Source organism: Kitasatospora sp. NPDC022785 (assembly GCF_055561295.1).
This window is the reverse complement of the sequence record NZ_JBVHHB010000001.1, coordinates 253,678-270,528: the sequence shown is the minus strand read 5'-3', so window position 1 is coordinate 270,528 and position 16,851 is coordinate 253,678. Positions and strand designations below refer to the sequence as shown.

General features: G+C 70.6%; 16 protein-coding genes and 1 riboswitch. Of the genes, 8 read left to right on the top strand and 8 right to left on the bottom strand.

Features of this window, described 5'->3' with window-relative positions:
- Nucleotides 1-147: 147 nt before the first annotated feature.
- Complete coding sequence (locus tag ACZ3YO_RS01160; protein ID WP_396319421.1) at nt 148-417, bottom strand: hypothetical protein; 270 nt, start codon at nt 415-417, stop codon at nt 148-150.
- A 288-nt stretch (nt 418-705) separates the two neighbouring features.
- On the opposite strand from ACZ3YO_RS01160, the gene ACZ3YO_RS01155 reads away from it, so the two are divergent.
- Nucleotides 706-1,488, top strand: coding sequence for a rhomboid family intramembrane serine protease (locus ACZ3YO_RS01155; RefSeq protein WP_465563220.1), 783 nt, complete (start codon nt 706-708; stop codon nt 1,486-1,488).
- A gap of 41 nt (nt 1,489-1,529) precedes the next feature.
- Nucleotides 1,530-1,811 carry an Lrp/AsnC ligand binding domain-containing protein gene (locus ACZ3YO_RS01150; RefSeq protein ID WP_030240061.1) on the top strand — a complete coding sequence of 94 codons (282 nt, stop codon included), beginning with the start codon at nt 1,530-1,532 and terminating at the stop codon, nt 1,809-1,811.
- 3 nt (nt 1,812-1,814) lie between these two features.
- On the opposite strand, the gene ACZ3YO_RS01145 is transcribed toward ACZ3YO_RS01150, so the two are convergent.
- From ACZ3YO_RS01145 to ACZ3YO_RS01135, 3 genes are all read right to left on the bottom strand, one after another.
- Nucleotides 1,815-3,179 carry an aminotransferase class V-fold PLP-dependent enzyme gene (locus ACZ3YO_RS01145; protein ID WP_465563217.1) on the bottom strand — a complete coding sequence of 455 codons (1,365 nt, stop codon included), beginning with the start codon at nt 3,177-3,179 and terminating at the stop codon, nt 1,815-1,817.
- A 50-nt stretch (nt 3,180-3,229) separates the two neighbouring features.
- Nucleotides 3,230-3,347: riboswitch (SAM riboswitch) on the bottom strand.
- A 156-nt stretch (nt 3,348-3,503) separates the two neighbouring features.
- Nucleotides 3,504-4,580, bottom strand: coding sequence for an anthranilate phosphoribosyltransferase (gene trpD, locus ACZ3YO_RS01140; RefSeq protein ID WP_465563215.1), 1,077 nt, complete (start codon nt 4,578-4,580; stop codon nt 3,504-3,506).
- 151 nt (nt 4,581-4,731) lie between these two features.
- Nucleotides 4,732-5,157 carry a hypothetical protein gene (locus tag ACZ3YO_RS01135; RefSeq protein WP_465563213.1) on the bottom strand — a complete coding sequence of 142 codons (426 nt, stop codon included), beginning with the start codon at nt 5,155-5,157 and terminating at the stop codon, nt 4,732-4,734.
- Nucleotides 5,158-5,553: 396 nt separating this feature from the next.
- On the opposite strand from ACZ3YO_RS01135, the gene ctaE reads away from it, so the two are divergent.
- From ctaE to ACZ3YO_RS01110, 5 genes are all read left to right on the top strand, one after another.
- Entirely contained in the window at nt 5,554-6,174 is a 621-nt protein-coding gene (gene ctaE / locus ACZ3YO_RS01130; protein WP_073923280.1) for an aa3-type cytochrome oxidase subunit III, read from the top strand.
- A 187-nt stretch (nt 6,175-6,361) separates the two neighbouring features.
- Nucleotides 6,362-7,171: a cytochrome bc1 complex diheme cytochrome c subunit gene (qcrC, locus tag ACZ3YO_RS01125; protein ID WP_465545606.1), complete on the top strand. Its 810-nt coding sequence runs from the start codon at nt 6,362-6,364 to the stop codon at nt 7,169-7,171.
- Nucleotides 7,168-8,238, top strand: a complete 1,071-nt coding sequence (gene qcrA, locus ACZ3YO_RS01120; RefSeq protein WP_396319427.1) for a cytochrome bc1 complex Rieske iron-sulfur subunit — start codon at nt 7,168-7,170, stop codon at nt 8,236-8,238. The genes qcrC and qcrA overlap by 4 nt, the downstream gene beginning before the upstream one ends.
- Complete coding sequence (qcrB, locus tag ACZ3YO_RS01115) at nt 8,235-9,896, top strand: cytochrome bc1 complex cytochrome b subunit (protein ID WP_465563209.1); 1,662 nt, start codon at nt 8,235-8,237, stop codon at nt 9,894-9,896. Before qcrA ends, qcrB begins: the two co-directional genes overlap by 4 nt.
- A 114-nt stretch (nt 9,897-10,010) precedes the next feature.
- A complete protein-coding gene (locus tag ACZ3YO_RS01110; protein ID WP_396319429.1) occupies nt 10,011-10,394 on the top strand; it encodes a GntR family transcriptional regulator in 384 nt (127 codons plus the stop codon).
- 20 nt (nt 10,395-10,414) lie between these two features.
- Here the strand turns inward: ACZ3YO_RS01110 and ACZ3YO_RS01105 are convergent, their stop codons facing one another.
- The 4 genes from ACZ3YO_RS01105 to ctaC all read right to left on the bottom strand — a co-directional run bounded on the left by ACZ3YO_RS01105 (nt 10,415) and on the right by ctaC (nt 14,890).
- The gene (locus tag ACZ3YO_RS01105) at nt 10,415-11,677 is read right to left on the bottom strand and encodes a L,D-transpeptidase (RefSeq protein ID WP_465563206.1); all 1,263 of its coding nucleotides are present in this window, start codon (nt 11,675-11,677) and stop codon (nt 10,415-10,417) included.
- Between the two features lie 170 nt (nt 11,678-11,847).
- Nucleotides 11,848-12,264, bottom strand: a complete 417-nt coding sequence (locus tag ACZ3YO_RS01100) for a cytochrome c oxidase subunit 4 (RefSeq protein ID WP_465545599.1) — start codon at nt 12,262-12,264, stop codon at nt 11,848-11,850.
- Nucleotides 12,264-14,039, bottom strand: a complete 1,776-nt coding sequence (gene ctaD / locus ACZ3YO_RS01095) for an aa3-type cytochrome oxidase subunit I (protein WP_396319432.1) — start codon at nt 14,037-14,039, stop codon at nt 12,264-12,266. The genes ACZ3YO_RS01100 and ctaD overlap by 1 nt, the downstream gene beginning before the upstream one ends.
- A complete protein-coding gene (ctaC, locus tag ACZ3YO_RS01090; RefSeq protein WP_396319433.1) occupies nt 14,036-14,890 on the bottom strand; it encodes an aa3-type cytochrome oxidase subunit II in 855 nt (284 codons plus the stop codon). Before ctaC ends, ctaD begins: the two co-directional genes overlap by 4 nt.
- A 368-nt stretch (nt 14,891-15,258) precedes the next feature.
- On the opposite strand from ctaC, the gene ACZ3YO_RS01085 reads away from it, so the two are divergent.
- Nucleotides 15,259-16,845, top strand: a complete 1,587-nt coding sequence (locus ACZ3YO_RS01085; RefSeq protein ID WP_465563202.1) for an aminotransferase class V-fold PLP-dependent enzyme — start codon at nt 15,259-15,261, stop codon at nt 16,843-16,845.
- Nucleotides 16,846-16,851 lie beyond the last annotated feature (6 nt).

Genomic DNA, 16,851 nt, shown 5'->3' with positions numbered 1-16,851 from the left:
GTCCACCACGTCCTAGGCTCCGATCCTGTTCCAGCGGCACGGCCAACGGCGGCCGCCCTCGTCCTCACGCTCCGTGCGCTCTGTCTGTATTGTCCCGTGCGGCGGGCGGCCGTGCCCCGCACCGCCGCCCTCCGCACGGGCCGGGCATCAACCCTGCTCGGCGGCCTCGGCAGCCTCGGCGTCCTCGGCCCCGGGGCGGGCCACGAGCTCGACCTGGTCCACCGCGTTGCACCAGCGGCAGCGCACCGACTCGATGGTCTCGCTGAGCACCTCGGTCTCCTCCACCTTGGACTCGCCGGCCAGGTCGAAGTGGAGGAACTCGGTGACCCGGGCGGAACGGGTCACGTCGAAACGGGTCAGGTTGCCGCACAGGGTGCAGCGCCAACGCGTCTCGGCAGTCAGGGCGGGGACGGTCATCGGGGGTCCTCTCGGGTGGTCCCTGGGTGGGCTCAGGCGCTCCCCCCGGAGCCCCGGCATCGGCGGCGGGAGGCGGGAATGCCCGCCCCAAGCCTATTGCCTGAGGCAACCGTCCCGACCACCGGTCACAGCGATCGGGCGGCCCGGACACGCCCCCGGGGCAGGTCCGCGAACTCCCGCTCGCGGGCGACCCCAGGAGTCCGCGGACAACCCCTCGACCGGACAGGACGTAGCCCACCTGCCGTAAGCCCGGTGCCGCCCGTGCCGGGCGGAGGGATGCTTGGCCGCATGGCGATCCCGGTCCTCGACCACACCGGTGCGCGGGCCGGCCGCCCGGCAACTCCCGTCCCGGCCGTCAGCTACGCGCTGATCGCGCTCAACACCCTGGTCTTCCTGCTCGGCCCGGCCGCCGGGCTCAACCCGCTGTACGGGCGCGGCCAGGACCGGGTCTGCGCGGAGCAGCGGTACGAGCAGCGCTGGGGCGCCGTCCCGGCCGAGCTGCTGGCCGGGCGCCCGCTGACCGCCGAACAGCTCGCCGAGGCCCCCGACCCGGTGCCCGGCTGCCCGGCCCGGCCGACCCCCGGCAAGCATCCGGCGCTCGCGGTGCTCAGCGCGCTCTTCCTGCACGCCGGCTGGCTGCACCTGCTGGGCAACCTGCTCTTCCTCTATGTCTTCGGCCCCACCGTCGAGGAACGGCTCGGCCGGGCCCGCTTCGCCCTCTTCTACCTGGCCGCCGGCTCGCTCGCCACGTACGGCTTCGCGCTGGCCGAGGCGCACTCGCCGGACTCCACCCGGGTGCTGATCGGCGCCTCGGGGGCGATCTCGGCCGTCCTCGGCGCCTACCTGAGGCTGCATCCGCACGCCCGCGTCACCACGCTCGTACCACTCCTGCTCTTCCTCCCGCTGCGGTTCCCGGCCTGGCTGGTGCTCGGTCTCTGGTTCGCCCTGCAGTGGTGGTCGGTGCACTCGGCCGGGCCCGGGGTGGCCTACCTCGTCCACGTGATCGGCTTCTCGGCCGGCTTCCTGTACGCCTGCACGGTGGCCACCCGCCCCCCGCGACGGTCGGGCTGACGCCCGATACCCTGGCCGCACCTCACAAAGGAGCCCGAACAGTGATCACCGCCATCGTCCTGATCAAGACCAGCGTCGACCGCATCCCGGAGATCGCCGAGGCGATCGCGGCCATCGAGGGCGTCAGCGAGGTCTACTCGGTCACGGGCGGCTACGACCTGGTCGCGATGGTCCGGGTGCGCCGGCACGACGACCTGGCCGAGGTGATCCCCGGCCGGCTGAACAAGGTCCCGGGCGTGGCCCACACCGAGACCCAGATCGCCTTCCGCACCTACTCCCAGCACGACCTCGAGGCCGCCTTCGCGCTCGGCCTCGACGAGTAGGGCTCAGCCCTCCCGCCGCGTGTCCACGACGCAGCGGCCGCCCTCGTTGCGGTAGTTCCAGGCCGCGCCGTCCGTGACCAGCTCGCGGACGGCGGTCAGGAAGCGCTCGATGTGCTCGTCCGGGGTGCCGGCGCCGAAGCTGACCCGGATCGCGTTCAGGCTCCGCTCACCCGGCAGCGACGGCTCCGGCGCGCCGCACTCGGACGGTGCCACCTCCTCGTCGCCGAGCAGCGTGCGCAGCAGCGGGTGCGCGCAGAACAGGCCGTCGCGCACCCCGATGCCGTACTCGGCGGAGAGCGCGGCCGAGAAGTGCGAGCTGTTCCAGCCCTGGACGACGAAGGAGAGCACTCCCACCCGGGCCGAGTCGGCGCCGAACAGGTTGAGCACCTTGACCTGCGGAACCTCCGCCAGACCGGCCTTCAGCCGGGCGACCAGCTGCTGCTCACGGGCCTCGAGCGCGTCGAAGCCGGCGTCGGTCAGCGCCCGGCAGGCCGAGGCGACGGCGTAGGCGCCGATCACGTTCGGCGAGCCGGCCTCGTGCCGGGCCGGGCCGGTGTGCCACTGGACGGCCACCGAGCCGTCGGTCTCCCGGGCCACCGTACGGGTGGCGCCGCCGCCGGCCAGGTACGGCTCGGCCGCGTCCAGCCAGTCGGCCCGGCCGGCCAGCACGCCGGCGCCGAACGGCGCGTAGATCTTGTGCCCGGAGAAGGCGATCCAGTCCACGTCCAGCTCGCGCACCGAGACCCGGTGGTGCGGGGCGAGCTGCGCGGCGTCCAGCACCACCCGGGCGCCGTACCGGTGCGCGGTCGCGGTCAGCTCGGCGACCGGCCAGAGCTCGCCGGTGACGTTGGAGGCGCCGGTGACGCAGAGCAGCTTGGGGCCCTCGGGGGCCGCGGCCAGTGCGGCGTCCAGGGCGGCGACCGCCTCGGCCCTCGAGCGCGGAGCGCGCAGGTAGGTGACGTCCAGTCCGGCGTGCGCCCAGGGCAGCAGCGAGGCGTGGTGCTCGGTCTCGAACGCGAAGACCCGGGTGCCGGCCGGGACGGCACCGGCCAGCAGGTTCAGCGAGTCGGTGGTGGCCCGGGTGAAGACCACCTGGTCGCCCTCGCGCAGGCCGAGGAACTCGGCGACGGTACGGCGGCTCTGCTCGAACAGGTCGGTGGAGAGCTGCGACAGGTAGCCGGCGCCGCGGTGCACGCTGCCGTAGTAGGGGGCGTAGGCGGCGACGTCGTCCCAGACCCGCTGGAGCGCCGGGGAGCTGGCCGCGTAGTCGAGCGCCGCGTAGGTGACCTTCTCGCCGCTGGCCAGCGGGACCAGGACGTCGTGGCCGAGGACGGGGAGCGGGGCGCAGAGTTCGGTGGCGACGGACATGGGGATGCACTCCTCCTGGGTGAAGGACCCCGGGGAGTGCGTGTCGCCGGCGTCCGCGCTTGTCACGCGGACGGATTGCCGCGGGACCCGGTCCTCACCCAGGGCACCCCGCCACGGACGGAGGGTTGCCGGACAGCAAGCTGGGGCTTGGCGCTGTCACTCATGACCTGCCGAAGACTCTAGGTCGCGTCCGCCGGGTGGTCAAACACAGGTCCACCATCCGGACGGGGCTCGCGCTCCCGCCTGCGGGCCGCCCGGGCCCGGCGCGCTCATGCGGCGGGGCCCGCCCGGGGTCACTCCCCCGCGCGAGCCCCAACTACCGCCTCACGCCTTGCTGGTGGCCTCCGACCAGCGCTTCAGCAGGTCCAGTGCGGCGCCCGAGTCGATGGCGGCCGCGGCCCGCTCCATGCCCGCCGCCAGCTGCCCGGTGAGCGGCGCGTCGGTGAGGTCCAGCGCCACCAGCGCCGCCGCCGTGTTCAGCAGGACGGCGTCCCGCACCGGCCCGCGCTCCCCGGCCAGCAGCCGACGGGCGACGTCCGCGTTGTACGCCGGGTCCGCGCCGCGCAGCGCCTCGATGCCGACCGGCTCGATACCGACCTCGCGCGGGTCGAAGGTGGTCTCGCGGACCTCGCCGCCCCGCACGATCCAGACCCGCGAGGTGGTGGTGATGGTCAGCTCGTCCAGACCGTCGTCGCCGCGGAAGACCAGCGCACTGGAGCCGCGCCGGGCCAGCACCCCGGCGATCAGCCCGGCCAGCCGCGTGTCGAAGCAGCCGATCGCGTGGGCCGTCACCTTGGCCGGGTTGGTCAGCGGGCCCAGGATGTTGAACGCCGTCGGCACCCCGAGGTCGCGCCGGGCCGTGGCGGCGTGCCGCATCGACGGGTGGAACATGGCGGCGGAGCAGAAGGTGAGCCCGATCTCCTCGGCCACCTCGGCGACCCTCCGGGCGGAGAGGTCGAGGGCGATGCCCAGCTTCTCCAGCACGTCCGAGGAGCCGCTCGCCGAGGAGGCGGCCCGGTTGCCGTGCTTGACCACCTTGGCGCCGGCCGCCGCCGCGACGATCGCCGACATGGTCGAGATGTTGACGGTCTTGGCGCGGTCGCCGCCGGTGCCGACGACGTCCACCGCCGGGCCGGGGATGGAGAGCGGTTCGGCGTGCGCGTACATCGCGTCCACCAGGCCGGCGATCTCCCCGACCGTCTCGCCCTTGGCCCGCAGCGCCACCATGAAGCCGGCCACCTGGGCCGGGGAGGCCTCGCCGCTCATGATCCGGTCCATCGCCCACGTGGTGTCCGCCTGGCCGAGGTCCTCGCCCCGCAGCAGCACCGACAGGATGTCCGGCCAGGTGCGGACCACCTGCACGGGGTCCTTGCCGCCGTTCGCAGGGTTCACGTTCACCATGGCTGACTCCAGCTCTCGTCGGTTCCCGGAAAGGGATCTCCGTAGGGTTGGAGTCAGCCTATCGAGCGGCGGGACGCCACCGTCCCGCCGCGACCCTTCTTCTCTCCTGGTGAGATGCGCTCCCTCTTACCGGGCCACCGGTGTCCGCCTTCTACCGGGTGGCCGGTGTCCGCTTCGCCAGCCGGGCCCGGAGAAGGGTGGCGGCGGCCTCGGCCAGCGCCACCGGGTCCACCGGCTGGGAGATCGCCGCGTCGGCCCGGCTCCAGGCGGCCAGCCAGGAGTCCTGCGGCCGGCCGATCAGCACCAGTACGGGCGGGCAGCCGTAGATCTCGTCCTTCAGCTGCCGCCCGAGCCCCAGCCCTCCGGCCGGCACCGCCTCGCCGTCCAACACGCAGAGGTCCACGCCCCCCTTCTCCAGTGCCTTCAGCACCGCGGGGGTCGTCGCGCACTCCAGGTAGGACAGCTCCGGCAGGTCCGCGGACGGCCGGCGGCCGAGCGCCGTCAGCACCTGCTCGCGGGTGTTGCGGTCGTGGCTGTAGACGAGAACGGTCAGCGTCTCGTCGGTCGTGTACGCCATGGGCCCTGCTCCCTCGAAGTGTGATCCGGACCACGTTCGCCTCAATCCGGATGCTACTCCCGATCACCGGCCGCCGAGCCCCTCCCGCGAGATCCATCTCAAGCCGCCGCGCCCACGACTCACCCGCCCGGAGGACGGCGCGTCACCCTCAGCGGTGCGGTCCACCCGTACGGCCGACAGAACCGCCCTCTCCTTACTCCCCGCGGGCCGCACGGGCGTGCAGCGACACGCAGGGCAAGAGGGTCGAAGAGGCCTTCGAAGAACCATCAGAAAAGGGACACGCCGCTGCTCAGCCGCCGTCCGGACGCTCCGTCGGGTCCCACTGGGGCATACCGCACGCACCGGACACTCCGAGGGACACCCCCCGGCGTGAAGACGGAATAAGGGACCGACATAATGTCCGTCGTGGCGACAGCAACAGCAGTAGAAACCGGGCACGCGCACGGATCGGTCAACCGGCCGAACATGGTCAGCGTCGGAACGATCGTCTGGCTCAGTTCCGAGTTGATGTTCTTCGCGGCCCTCTTCGCGATGTACTTCACGCTCCGCTCCGTCAAGGGAGCCGAGTTCTGGAGCGAGAAGGCGCACGCCCTCAACGTGCCCTTCTCCTCGGTCAACACCACGATCCTGGTGCTCTCCTCGCTCACCTGCCAGCTCGGCGTGTTCGCTGCCGAGCGCGGGGACGTGAAGAAGCTCCGGTCGTGGTTCGTCATCACCTTCGTGATGGGCGCGATCTTCATCGGCGGCCAGATCTTCGAGTACACCGAGCTGGTCAAGAAGGACGGCCTCTCGCTGTCCTCCGACCCGTACGGCACGGTGTTCTACCTCACCACCGGTTTCCACGGTATGCACGTGACGGGTGGTCTGATCGCCTTCCTGCTGGTCCTGGGACGGACGTACGCAGCCAAGCGCTTCACGCACGAGCAGGCCACCGCCGCGATCGTGGTGTCGTACTACTGGCACTTCGTCGACGTCGTGTGGATCGGCCTGTTCGCGACCATCTACCTGATCAAGTAACCAGCTGATCAGGTCGCTGGCCACCGGCCTCGGGCCCCCGCCCTCACCGGCGACGGGCCTCTTTGCCGGTGCCGACGCTCCCACCGACCGACCGCGCGCGCAGCCCTAGACAGGCAGCCTCGTGCCGGCCAGACCGGCCGCCGGGTGCACCCACCAGTCGACCAGATCCTGACACCGGGGTTATTCCGTGAAAAAGCTCTCCGCACGACGGCGCCACCCATTGGCGGCGCTGGTCGTCCTACTTCTCGCCCTGGCGGCAACCGGGGGGCTGTACGCCGCGTTCGCGCCCGCCGACAAGGCGCAGGCCGACGTCGCCGCGCAGTCGCTCGCGATCGATGAGGGCAAGAAGCTCTTCGCCGTGGGCTGCTCCTCCTGCCACGGCCTGAACGGCCAGGGCAGCAGCGATGGTCCCAGCCTGGTCGGCGTCGGCTCCGCCGCGGTCGACTTCCAGGTCGGCACCGGCCGCATGCCGGCCCAGCAGCCCGGCGCCCAGGTGCCGAGCAAGAAGAACATCTACTCGCAGGCGGAGATCGACCAGCTCGCCGCGTTCGTGGCCTCGCTCGGCCCCGGCCCGGTGACTCCGAGGGAGGAGCAGTACACCTCGACCAACCCCGAGGACATCTCCAAGGGCGGCGAGCTGTTCCGCACCAACTGCGCCCAGTGCCACAACTTCGCCGGCCAGGGCGGTGCCCTGACCCAGGGCAAGTACGCCCCGTCGCTGGAGGGTGTGGACGCCAAGCACATCTACGAGGCCATGCAGACCGGCCCGCAGAACATGCCGTCGTTCCCGGACACCACCATGCCCGAGGAGCAGAAGAAGCAGATCGTGGCCTTCGTCCGCCACACCACCAACGATGAGCCGAACCCCGGTGGTCTCACGCTCGGCAGCCTCGGTCCGGTGACCGAGGGTCTGTTCGGCTGGATCTTCGGTCTCGGCGCACTCATCGCGGTCGCGATCTGGGTCGCCGCCCACACCACCAAGGCCAAGAAGTCATGAGCCAGGACATGCCAGAAGAGAAGCTCCCGGAGTCGCACGGCTCCGCCGGGCACCACGAGGTGGCCGCCCACGGCGATCCGTTCGCCGACCCGGGCCTGCCGGCCCACGAACCGCGTCGCACCGACATCGACGAGCGGGCCGCCAAGCGCGCGGAGCGCCAGGTCTCGCTGATGTTCGTGATCTCGATGCTCGCCACGGTGGGCTTCATCGCCTCCTACGTGGCCATCGACCCGGACAAGATCGTCTACGTCTTCCCGCTGGGCCACATCAGCGCGCTGAACTTCGCGCTGGGCCTGACCCTGGGTGTGGCGCTGTTCATGATCGGCGCGGGCGCGGTCCACTGGGCCCGCACGCTGATGTCGGACCACGAGATCCCGGCCGAGCGTCACCCGATCGAGGCCGACGACGAGGTCCGCAACGACGTCATCGAGCAGTTCAGGACCGGCGCCGCCGAGTCCGGCTTCGGCCGCCGCAAGATGATCCGCAACACCCTCATCGGCTCGATGGCCCTGGTGCCGCTCTCCGGTGTGGTGCTGCTGCGCGACCTCGGCCCGCTGCCCGAGGACAAGCTGGAGCACACCGGCTGGGACGAGGCCACCCCGGCCAAGCCCCTGGCGCTCATCAACATGAACACCAACCTGCCGATGAAGGCCGAGGACGTCATCCAGGGGTCGCTGACCTTCGCGATGCCGCAGGGTCTGCACACCCACGACGAGGACTTCCAGCAGCGCATCGCCAAGGACGCCCTGATGCTGGTGCGCATCGCGCCGGAGGACATCAAGGACAACGCGTCCCGGGAGCTGGGCTTCGAGGGCATCCTCGCCTACTCGAAGATCTGCACCCACGTCGGCTGCCCGATCAGCCTCTACGAGCAGCAGACCCACCACGCGCTCTGCCCCTGCCACCAGTCGACCTTCGACCTGGCGGACGGCGCGCGCGTCATCTTCGGCCCGGCCGGCCACCCGCTGCCGCAGCTGAAGATCACCACTGACGAGAAGGGCTTCCTGGTCGCCACCGGCGACTTCGACGAGCCCGTCGGCCCGAGCTACTGGGAGCGTGCTCGATGAGTAGCGCGAGCAGCACCACCTCCGGTGCCTCCAAGCCGGCCAGCACGCGCGCCAAGCCCGCCAACAAGTGGGAGCAGGCCGCTGACTGGACGGACGGCCGGCTGGGGATCTACTCCCTCGCCAAGGCCAACCTGCGGAAGATCTTCCCGGACCACTGGTCCTTCATGCTGGGCGAGATCTGCCTCTACACCTTCATCATCATCATCCTGACGGGCGTCTACCTGACGCTCTTCTTCAAGCCCTCGATGGGCGAGGTCATCTACGACGGGTCGTACGTCCCGCTCAAGGGCATCCCGATGTCCGAGGCGTACGCGTCGACGATGGACATCAGCTTCGAGGTCCGCGGCGGCCTGCTGGTCCGTCAGATCCACCACTGGGCCGCACTGGTCTTCGTGGCCGCGATGCTCGTGCACATGCTGCGAGTCTTCTTCACCGGCGCGTTCCGCAAGCCGCGTGAGATCAACTGGGTCTTCGGCTTCCTGCTGCTGGTCCTGGGCATGTTCGACGGCTTCTTCGGCTACTCGCTGCCCGACGACCTGCTCTCCGGCACCGGCATCCGGTTCATGGAGGGCGCCGTCCTGGCGACCCCGCTGATCGGCACCTACATCCAGATGTTCCTGTTCGGGGGCGAGTTCCCCGGCCACGACATCGTGCCGCGGTTCTTCACCATCCACGTCCTGCTGATCCCGGGCATCATGCTCGGCCTGCTGGTCGCGCACCTGATCCTGGTCTTCTACCACAAGCACACCCAGTGGGCGGGCCCGGGCAAGACCGAGAAGAACGTCGTCGGCATGCCGCTGATGCCGGTCTACATGGCCAAGGCCGGTGGCTTCTTCTTCCTGGTCTTCGGTCTGATCGCGGTCATCTCCGCGGTCGCCTCGATCAACCCGATCTGGGCGTACGGCCCGTACCGCCCCGACCAGGTGTCCACCGACGCCCAGCCGGACTGGTACATGGGCTTCTCCGAGGGCCTGATCCGCATCATGCCGGGCTGGGAGATCGGCCTCTGGGGCCACACCCTGAACCTGGGTGTCTTCATCCCGCTGATGGTGGTCTTCCCGCTGGTCCTGGTCTCCATCGCGGCCTACCCGTTCATCGAGGGCTGGGTCACCGGCGACAAGCGCGAGCACCACATCCTGGACCGCCCGCGCAACGCCCCGGTCCGCACCGCGCTCGGTGCCGCCTGGATCAGCCTGTACCTGGTGCTCCTGGTCGCCGGTGGCAACGACCTCTTCGCCACCCACCTGCACCTGTCGCTCAACGACGTCACGTACTTCGTCCGGGTCGGCTTCTTCGTGGTGCCGGTGCTCACCTTCATCATCACCAAGCGCTGGTGCCTCGGCCTCCAGCGCCGGGACAAGGAGAAGGTGCTGCACGGCCGCGAGACGGGCGTCATCAAGCGCCTGCCGCACGGCGAGTTCGTCGAGGTGCACGCGCAGCTGCCGCAGGGCGACCTGCACAAGCTCACCGCGCACGAGCAGCAGCAGCCGTTCGAGCTCCCGGCCCAGACGGACGAGAACGGCGTGGCCCTCAAGGCCGGCATCCTCACCCGCACCCGGGCGAAGATCTCCCGCGGCTACTTCGGCGAGGGCAGCCAGATTCCCAAGCCCACCGCCGAGGAGCACCACGAGATCACCAGCGGCCACGGCCACCACTGATCCCGTACGCACCCCGCGTCACCCCCGAGGGCCGCTGACCAGACTTCGCTCTGGTCGGCGGCCCTCGGGCTTTCCGTCGTCCCTCCCGCCCTCGCCCCACCCTCAGGAGCCCTCGTGGAGCTGTCCGTCGACCCCGCCTCCGCCACTCCCCCGTACGAGCAGGTCCGCGCCCAGATCGCCGAGCGGGCCCGCAGCGGCGAGCTGCCGACCGGGCTGCGGCTGCCCACCGTCCGGGCCCTGGCCGAGCAGCTCGGGCTGGCCGCGGGGACGGTCGCCAAGGCCTACCGGGAGCTGGAGACCGACGGGGTGGTGGAGACCCACGGCCGGCGCGGCACCCTGATCGCCGCGACCGGCGACACCGGCCACCGGCTGGCCGCCGCGGCCGCCACCGAGTACGCCGAGCGGGCCCGGCGCCTCGGGGTGCCGCGAGCGGACGCCCTGGCGGCCGTGGAGACCGCGCTGCGGCTGGCGTACGAGGTGCCGGGCCGGGAGGGCTGAAAGCCCCCGTGGCGGGCCCGTCAGACCTCCGGGCGGATGATCCCGGTGGCGGGGGCCCGGGAGGACGGCGGGGTGGTGCTGACGGACTGTCCGAGGGCGCTGTGCTTGACCCAGTCGGCCCAGGCGACGTTCCAGTCACCGAAGCCGTTGCCGAACGGCTCCATGGCGGCGCCGTGGCTGTTGACCACCGTCACCAGGTCGCCGACCCGGGTGTTGTCGTAGAACCACTTGGCGTTCTCGGTGCTCATGCCGGTACAGCCGTGGCTGACGTTCGCCACTCCCTGCGAGGCGACCGACCAGGGTGCGGCGTGCACGTACTCGCCGCTCCAGGTCACCCGGGTGGCCCACTCGACATTGAGGTCGTAGGACTCCGAGCTGCCCGCGGCTATGCCGATCGTCTCGCCGCTCATCCGCACCTGGCGCTCCTGGCCGAGCACCACCTTGACGCCGTTGCGGGTGTCGAAGCCGGGCTTGCCGGTGGTCACCGGGATCGTCCGGACGACCTCGCCGCCGCGCTTCAGGGTGAGCTCGTGGGCGGCGGCGTCCACCACCGACTCCACCCGCTCGCCGATCCGCAGGGCCAGAGCGGCGCGGTCGCCGCCGTAGAGGCCGTCCGAGATCCGGCTGCCGGTGTCGTCGAAGACCAGGCTGACGGTCGTCCCGGTCGGCCAGTACTCCTCCGGCCGGAAGTGCAGGTTCTTGTCGTCCACCCAGTACCAGCCGCCGGTGACGGCGGGCTGCGAGGTGACCGTCAGGGCGCGCTCGACCTCCTGGCGGGCCTGCGGGTCCTTCACCGCCTCGGAGAGCTGCACGGTGAGCGGCTGGCCGACGCCGTAGAGGCCGCTGCCGGAGGAGTCCGGGCCGAGTTTGGCCGTCAGCAGGCGCTGCCCGGCGAGGGTGGAGAAGCCCGCGGTGGTCTCGCCGCGGCCGCCGTTGCCGTCGGCGGCGGCGATCCTGACGGTGTAGGCGGTGGCCGCCTTGAGCCGCCCGGTGGTCTGCCAGCTGCGCTGGTCCTCCGAGAGCTTCCCGGCCACCACCCGGCCGTCCGGGCCGACCACGGTGACGTCGGTGAGCCGGCTGCCGGGGACGGCGGTCACCGTGACGGGCTTGGACGGGTCCACCGTGCCCTCGGCCGAGACGTGTACGAGCGGGGCCGCGTCGACCTTGTGGACGGCGCCGGTGACGTCGCCGTCCCCACCGGACGTGCAGGCCGCCAGCGGGGCCAGTACTGCGAGAGCCAGCGAGATGCTGCCTATACCTGCGATTCCGCGCCTGTCGGCCATGACCGCCTCCGAGGGGTCGCACGATTGATCAGATCGTAGGAACGGTCCACGGAAGAGCGACATCCGGGGGACCCGCCGTTGACCCACCGGAGTGAGCGCCTCACTCCGGGGACGCAAAAGGGCCGGGCATCCCGTGCGGGATGCCCGGCCCTGTGCGAGAGGGGGAGGACCTACTGGTTCTGGTTCTCGCCCCGGTAGAACTCGAAGACCCAGCCGAAGAGGCCGATCATGATGATCGGGATCGACCAGTACAGCAGCCACCAGCCGAAGATCACTCCCATGAAGGCGAGCGCACCGCCGATCGCGAGCGAGAGCGGCTGCCAGCTGTGCGGGGCGAAGAAGCCCAGCTCGCCGGCGTCGTCCGCGACCTCGGCCTCGGGGTTGTCACCGGCGCCGCTGTCCACCCGGCGGGCGGTGAAGGCGAGGTAGTACCCGATGAAGGCGCAGAGCGCGAAGGCGAGGAACAGCGCCGTCGTGCCCGCGGCCTCGATACCGAGGTCGGAGTTGTTGGTCCACAGGCCGTACGTGATCGCCATCGCGAGGATGAAGACCGCGAAGCCGAGGAAGATCTTGCCCTGTTCCTTCATCAGGCGTCGCCCTCCTTCTTGCCCTTGCCCAGCTGCGGAGCGTCGTACTTGGCCGGGGTCACACCGGCGAGGTGCTTGGCCGGCTCACCGTGGTTCTCCAGGTAGTCCAGCGCGGCGATCTCCGGGTAGTGGAGGTCGAAGGCCGGGGATTCGGAGCGGATCCGCGGCAGCGTGAGGAAGTTGTGCCGCGGCGGCGGGCAGGAGGTCGCCCACTCCAGCGAGCGGCCGTAGCCCCACGGGTCGTCGACCTCGACCTTCTCGCCGTACTTGGCGGTCTTCCAGACGTTGTAGAGGAACGGCAGGATCGACAGACCGAGCAGGAACGAGCCGATGGTCGAGACGGTGTTCAGGGTGGTGAAACCGTCCGAGGCCAGGTAGTCGGCGTAGCGACGGGGCATGCCCTCGGCGCCGAGCCAGTGCTGCACCAGGAAGGTGGCGTGGAAGCCGATGAACAGCGTCCAGAAGGTGATCCGGCCGAGGCGCTCGTCCAGCATCTTGCCGGTCATCTTCGGCCACCAGAAGTGGAAGCCGGCGAACATCGCGAAGACGACGGTGCCGAAGACCACGTAGTGGAAGTGGGCGACGACGAAGTACGAGTCCGAGACGTGGAAGTCGATCGGCGGGGAGGCCAGCAGGACACCGGTCAGACCACCGAAGAGGAAGGTGACCAGGAAGCCGACCGTCCAGAGCATCGGGGTCTCGAAGCTCAGCGAGCCCTTCCACATGGTGCCGACCCAGTTGAAGAACTTCACACCGGTCGGGACCGCGATCAGGAAGGTCATGAAGGAGAAGAACGGCAGCAGCACCTGGCCGGTGACGTACATGTGGTGGGCCCACACCGTCACGGACAGACCGGCGATCGCGATGGTGGCCGCGATCAGGCCGGAGTAGCCGAACATCGGCTTGCGGCTGAAGACCGGGATGATCTCCGACACGATGCCGAAGAACGGCAGCGCGATGATGTACACCTCGGGGTGGCCGAAGAACCAGAACAGGTGCTGCCAGAGCAGCGCCCCTCCGTTCGCCGGGTCGAAGACGTGCGCCCCGAATTTACGGTCCGCCTCCAGGGCGAACAGCGCGGCGGCCAGCACCGGGAAGGCCAGCAGGACCAGCACGGCGGTCAGCAGGACGTTCCAGACGAAGATCGACATCCGGAACATCGTCATGCCGGGCGCGCGCATGCAGATGATCGTGGTGATGAAGTTGACCGCACCGAGGATCGTGCCGAAGCCGGAGAAAGCCAGACCCATGATCCACATGTCGGCGCCGACACCCGGCGAACGGACCGCGTCCGACAGCGGGGAGTAGGCGAACCAGCCGAAGTCGGCCGCACCGTTCGGGGTGACGAAGCCGGCCACCGCGATGGTCGAACCGAAGAGGTACAGCCAGTACGCGAACATGTTCAGACGCGGGAAGGCCACGTCCGGGGCGCCGATCTGCAGCGGCATGATCCAGTTCGCGAAGCCGGCGAAGAGCGGCGTCGCGAACATCAGCAGCATGATCGTGCCGTGCATGGTGAACGCCTGGTTGAACTGCTCGTTCGACAGGATCTGGGTCCCGGGACGAGCCAGCTCGGCGCGCATGACCAGGGCGAGGATGCCACCGATCAGGAAGAAGGCGAACGACGTGCCCAGGTAGAGCGTGCCGATCGTCTTGTGGTCAGTGGTGGTCAGCCACTTGATGATGGTCGAACCCGGCTTGCGGGTCCGCTGCGCCCCGACCGTGACGGCCCCGGCGCCCCCGCCGGCCGCGGCGGGCTCGTTGAGGATGGTCACTTCTCTTCACTTCCCATGGTCGTGATGCCGGAGGGCAACGCGCCGGTCTGGCCCTTGGCCCGCAGGTCCGCCAGGTGCTTGTCGTAGTCCGCGCGGTCGACGACCTTGACCTTGAACAGCATGCGCGAGTGGTCCACGCCGCAGAGCTCGGCACACTTGCCGTCGTACTCGCCCTTGACGTTCGGGGTGACCTCGAACTTGTTCACCACACCCGGCACGACGTCCATCTTCATCAGGAAGTTGATGGGCCAGAAGTCGTGGATGACGTCACGCGAGGTCAGCCGGAACTCGACGGACTCGTTGACCGGGAGCCACAGCGTCGGCATCTCCGCAGGAGTGCCCACGTCGTACGCGGCGTCCTTGTTGGCCGGGTCCGGATTCTCGGTGTTCTCGTAGTTGAACGCCCAGCTCCACTGGAAGCCGACCACGTTGACCGTGTGCTGCGGCTTCTCGGAGACGGAGATCAGCTTCGACTCGTCGCGGGCGACGAAGTAGAAGAGAACCGAGACGATAATGATGGGGACCGCGGTGTAGAGCGCCTCGATGGGCACGTTGTACCGGGTCTGCGGGGGGATCTGCACACCGGTGCGGCTGCGCCGGTGGAAGATCACGCTCCAGAGGATCAGACCCCACATCAGTGCGCCCACTGCCAGAGCCGCAATCCAGGAGCCCTGCCACATGTGGAGGACCAGGGGTCCTTCCTCGGTGACGGGGCTCGGGAGGCCAAGCCTGGGGAGGTCGTTGGCCGAGCAGCCGGTAGCGGTCGCGATGACGAGGCCCAGTGCCAGCGCCTGAGGCAGCTTCCGCCGCATCGTGCGCCGCGGCGAGCGGTCGGAGCCGTTGGGACTCACGTAGCGCCTTCCCGAAGTCTCGCCCGCCTTCGCGTCGCCCCGCGGAGGATTGTGAGCCTCCCCGGCGACCCGTCCACGGGCACGGTTTGAATGCTTATGCGGGCCAAACCCTACTCCAGCCTTATGCGCTGCTGACGGGCAGGTCCCGGTAACGCGCCGCCCGGTCGCCCGATCAGGCCCCGCAAGGGCTGCGTCGCAGGTCATCGTAGGCATTCGAGGCCCGTACGCCCGATCGGGGGATGACCTCGGACAACGTGGGTGACGGTCCGTCGGACGCGGACGAATCGGACATTCGGGTTGATCGACTGACGGCCGGTGAGTCGTGGAAGGAGGCTGGAATACACCCGGGTGTGTCGTTAAATGTGACCGTGTACTTCGATGTGGCCTCCACCGCACCGCTCCACCCCGTCGCGCGGCAGGCGCTGACCGCCGCGCTGGACGAGGGTTGGGCCGACCCCGCCCGGCTCTACCGCTCCGGCCGGCAGGCCCGGATGCTGCTGGACGCCGCCCGCGAGACGGTGGCCGGGGTGCTCGGCGCCCGGCCGGACGAGATCGCGTTCACCGCGAGCGGGACACAGGCGGTGCAGCTGGGCATGCTCGGCGCGCTGGCCGGGAACCGGCGGCGGGGCGGGCACCTGGTGCACTCCGCCGTCGAGCACTCCAGCGTGCTGCACACCGCGGAGCGATGGGGGTCCCCCCGGCCGGAGGCTTGGGGAGGGACGGCGGGCGGCAGTGTCGCGGTCGTCCCGGTGGACCGGCACGGACGGGTGGACCCCGGGGAGTTCGCGGCGGCGCTGCGTCCCGACACCGCGCTCGCCGTCCTGCAGTCGGCCAACCACGAGGTGGGCACGGTGCAGCCGGTGGCCGAGGTGGCCGGGCTCTGCGGCGAGGTGCCGCTGCTGGTGGACGCCGCGCAGAGCGCCGGGCGGGTGGACGTCCCGGCGGGCTGGTCGCTGCTGACGGCCAGTGCGCACAAGTGGGGCGGACCGGCCGGTGTCGGGGTGCTGGCAGTGCGCAAGGGAGTCCGGTACGCCTCGCCGCTGCCGGCCGACGAGCGCGAGAACGGCCGGGTGCCGGGGTACGTCAACGTGCCGGCGATCGTGGCCGCGGCCGCCTCGCTGCGGGCGGTGCGGGCCGAGGCCGAGCGGGAGAACGCCCGGTTGCATGCCCTGGTCGAGCGGATCCGGACCCGGGTGCCGCAGCTGGTACCCGAGGTGGAGGTGGTCGGCGACCCGGTACGGCGGCTGCCGCACCTCGTCACCTTCTCCTGCCTGTACGTGGACGGCGAGGTGCTGCTGACCGAGCTGGACAGGGCCGGCTTCGCGGTCTCCTCCGGCTCGTCCTGCACCTCGTCGACCCTGACGCCGAGCCATGTGCTGGCGGCGATGGGCGTGCTCACCGAGGGGAACGTCCGGGTCTCGCTGCCGTTCGGAACGGCCGAGGAGGACGTCGAGCGGTTCCTCGCCGTACTGCCGGACGTGGTGGCCGGGGTCCGCGCCCCGCTCGGGCTGGACCTGCCGGCCCCGGCGGCGGCCGCGAGCGCCGGCGCCGGGTCCGAGCGCCCGGAGGCGAGCGGGCGAGTCACGGCCCCGCCAACGCCCCGAGCCGAAGGGCGCGCCGGTGCCGAAAGTGAGGAACGACAAGCGACCGACGAAGGAGGGCGCGCCGGAGAGAAGAGCGTCGGCGCCGGGTCCGAGCGCCCGGAGGCGAGCGGGCGAGTCACAGTGATCGACGCGCTCGGCAAGCGGTGCCCGCTGCCCGTCATCGAGTTGGCCAGGCGGATCGGCGAGGTGGCGCCGGGCGGGACGGTCGCCGTGCTGGCGGACGACGAGGCGGCCCGGCTGGACATCCCGGCCTGGTGCGGGATGCGGGAGCAGGAGTACCTGGGCGAGGCCCCGGCCGCCGACTACGGCGGCGACCGGGGCTCGGCCTACCTGGTGAGGCGAACGACCTGAGCCGGC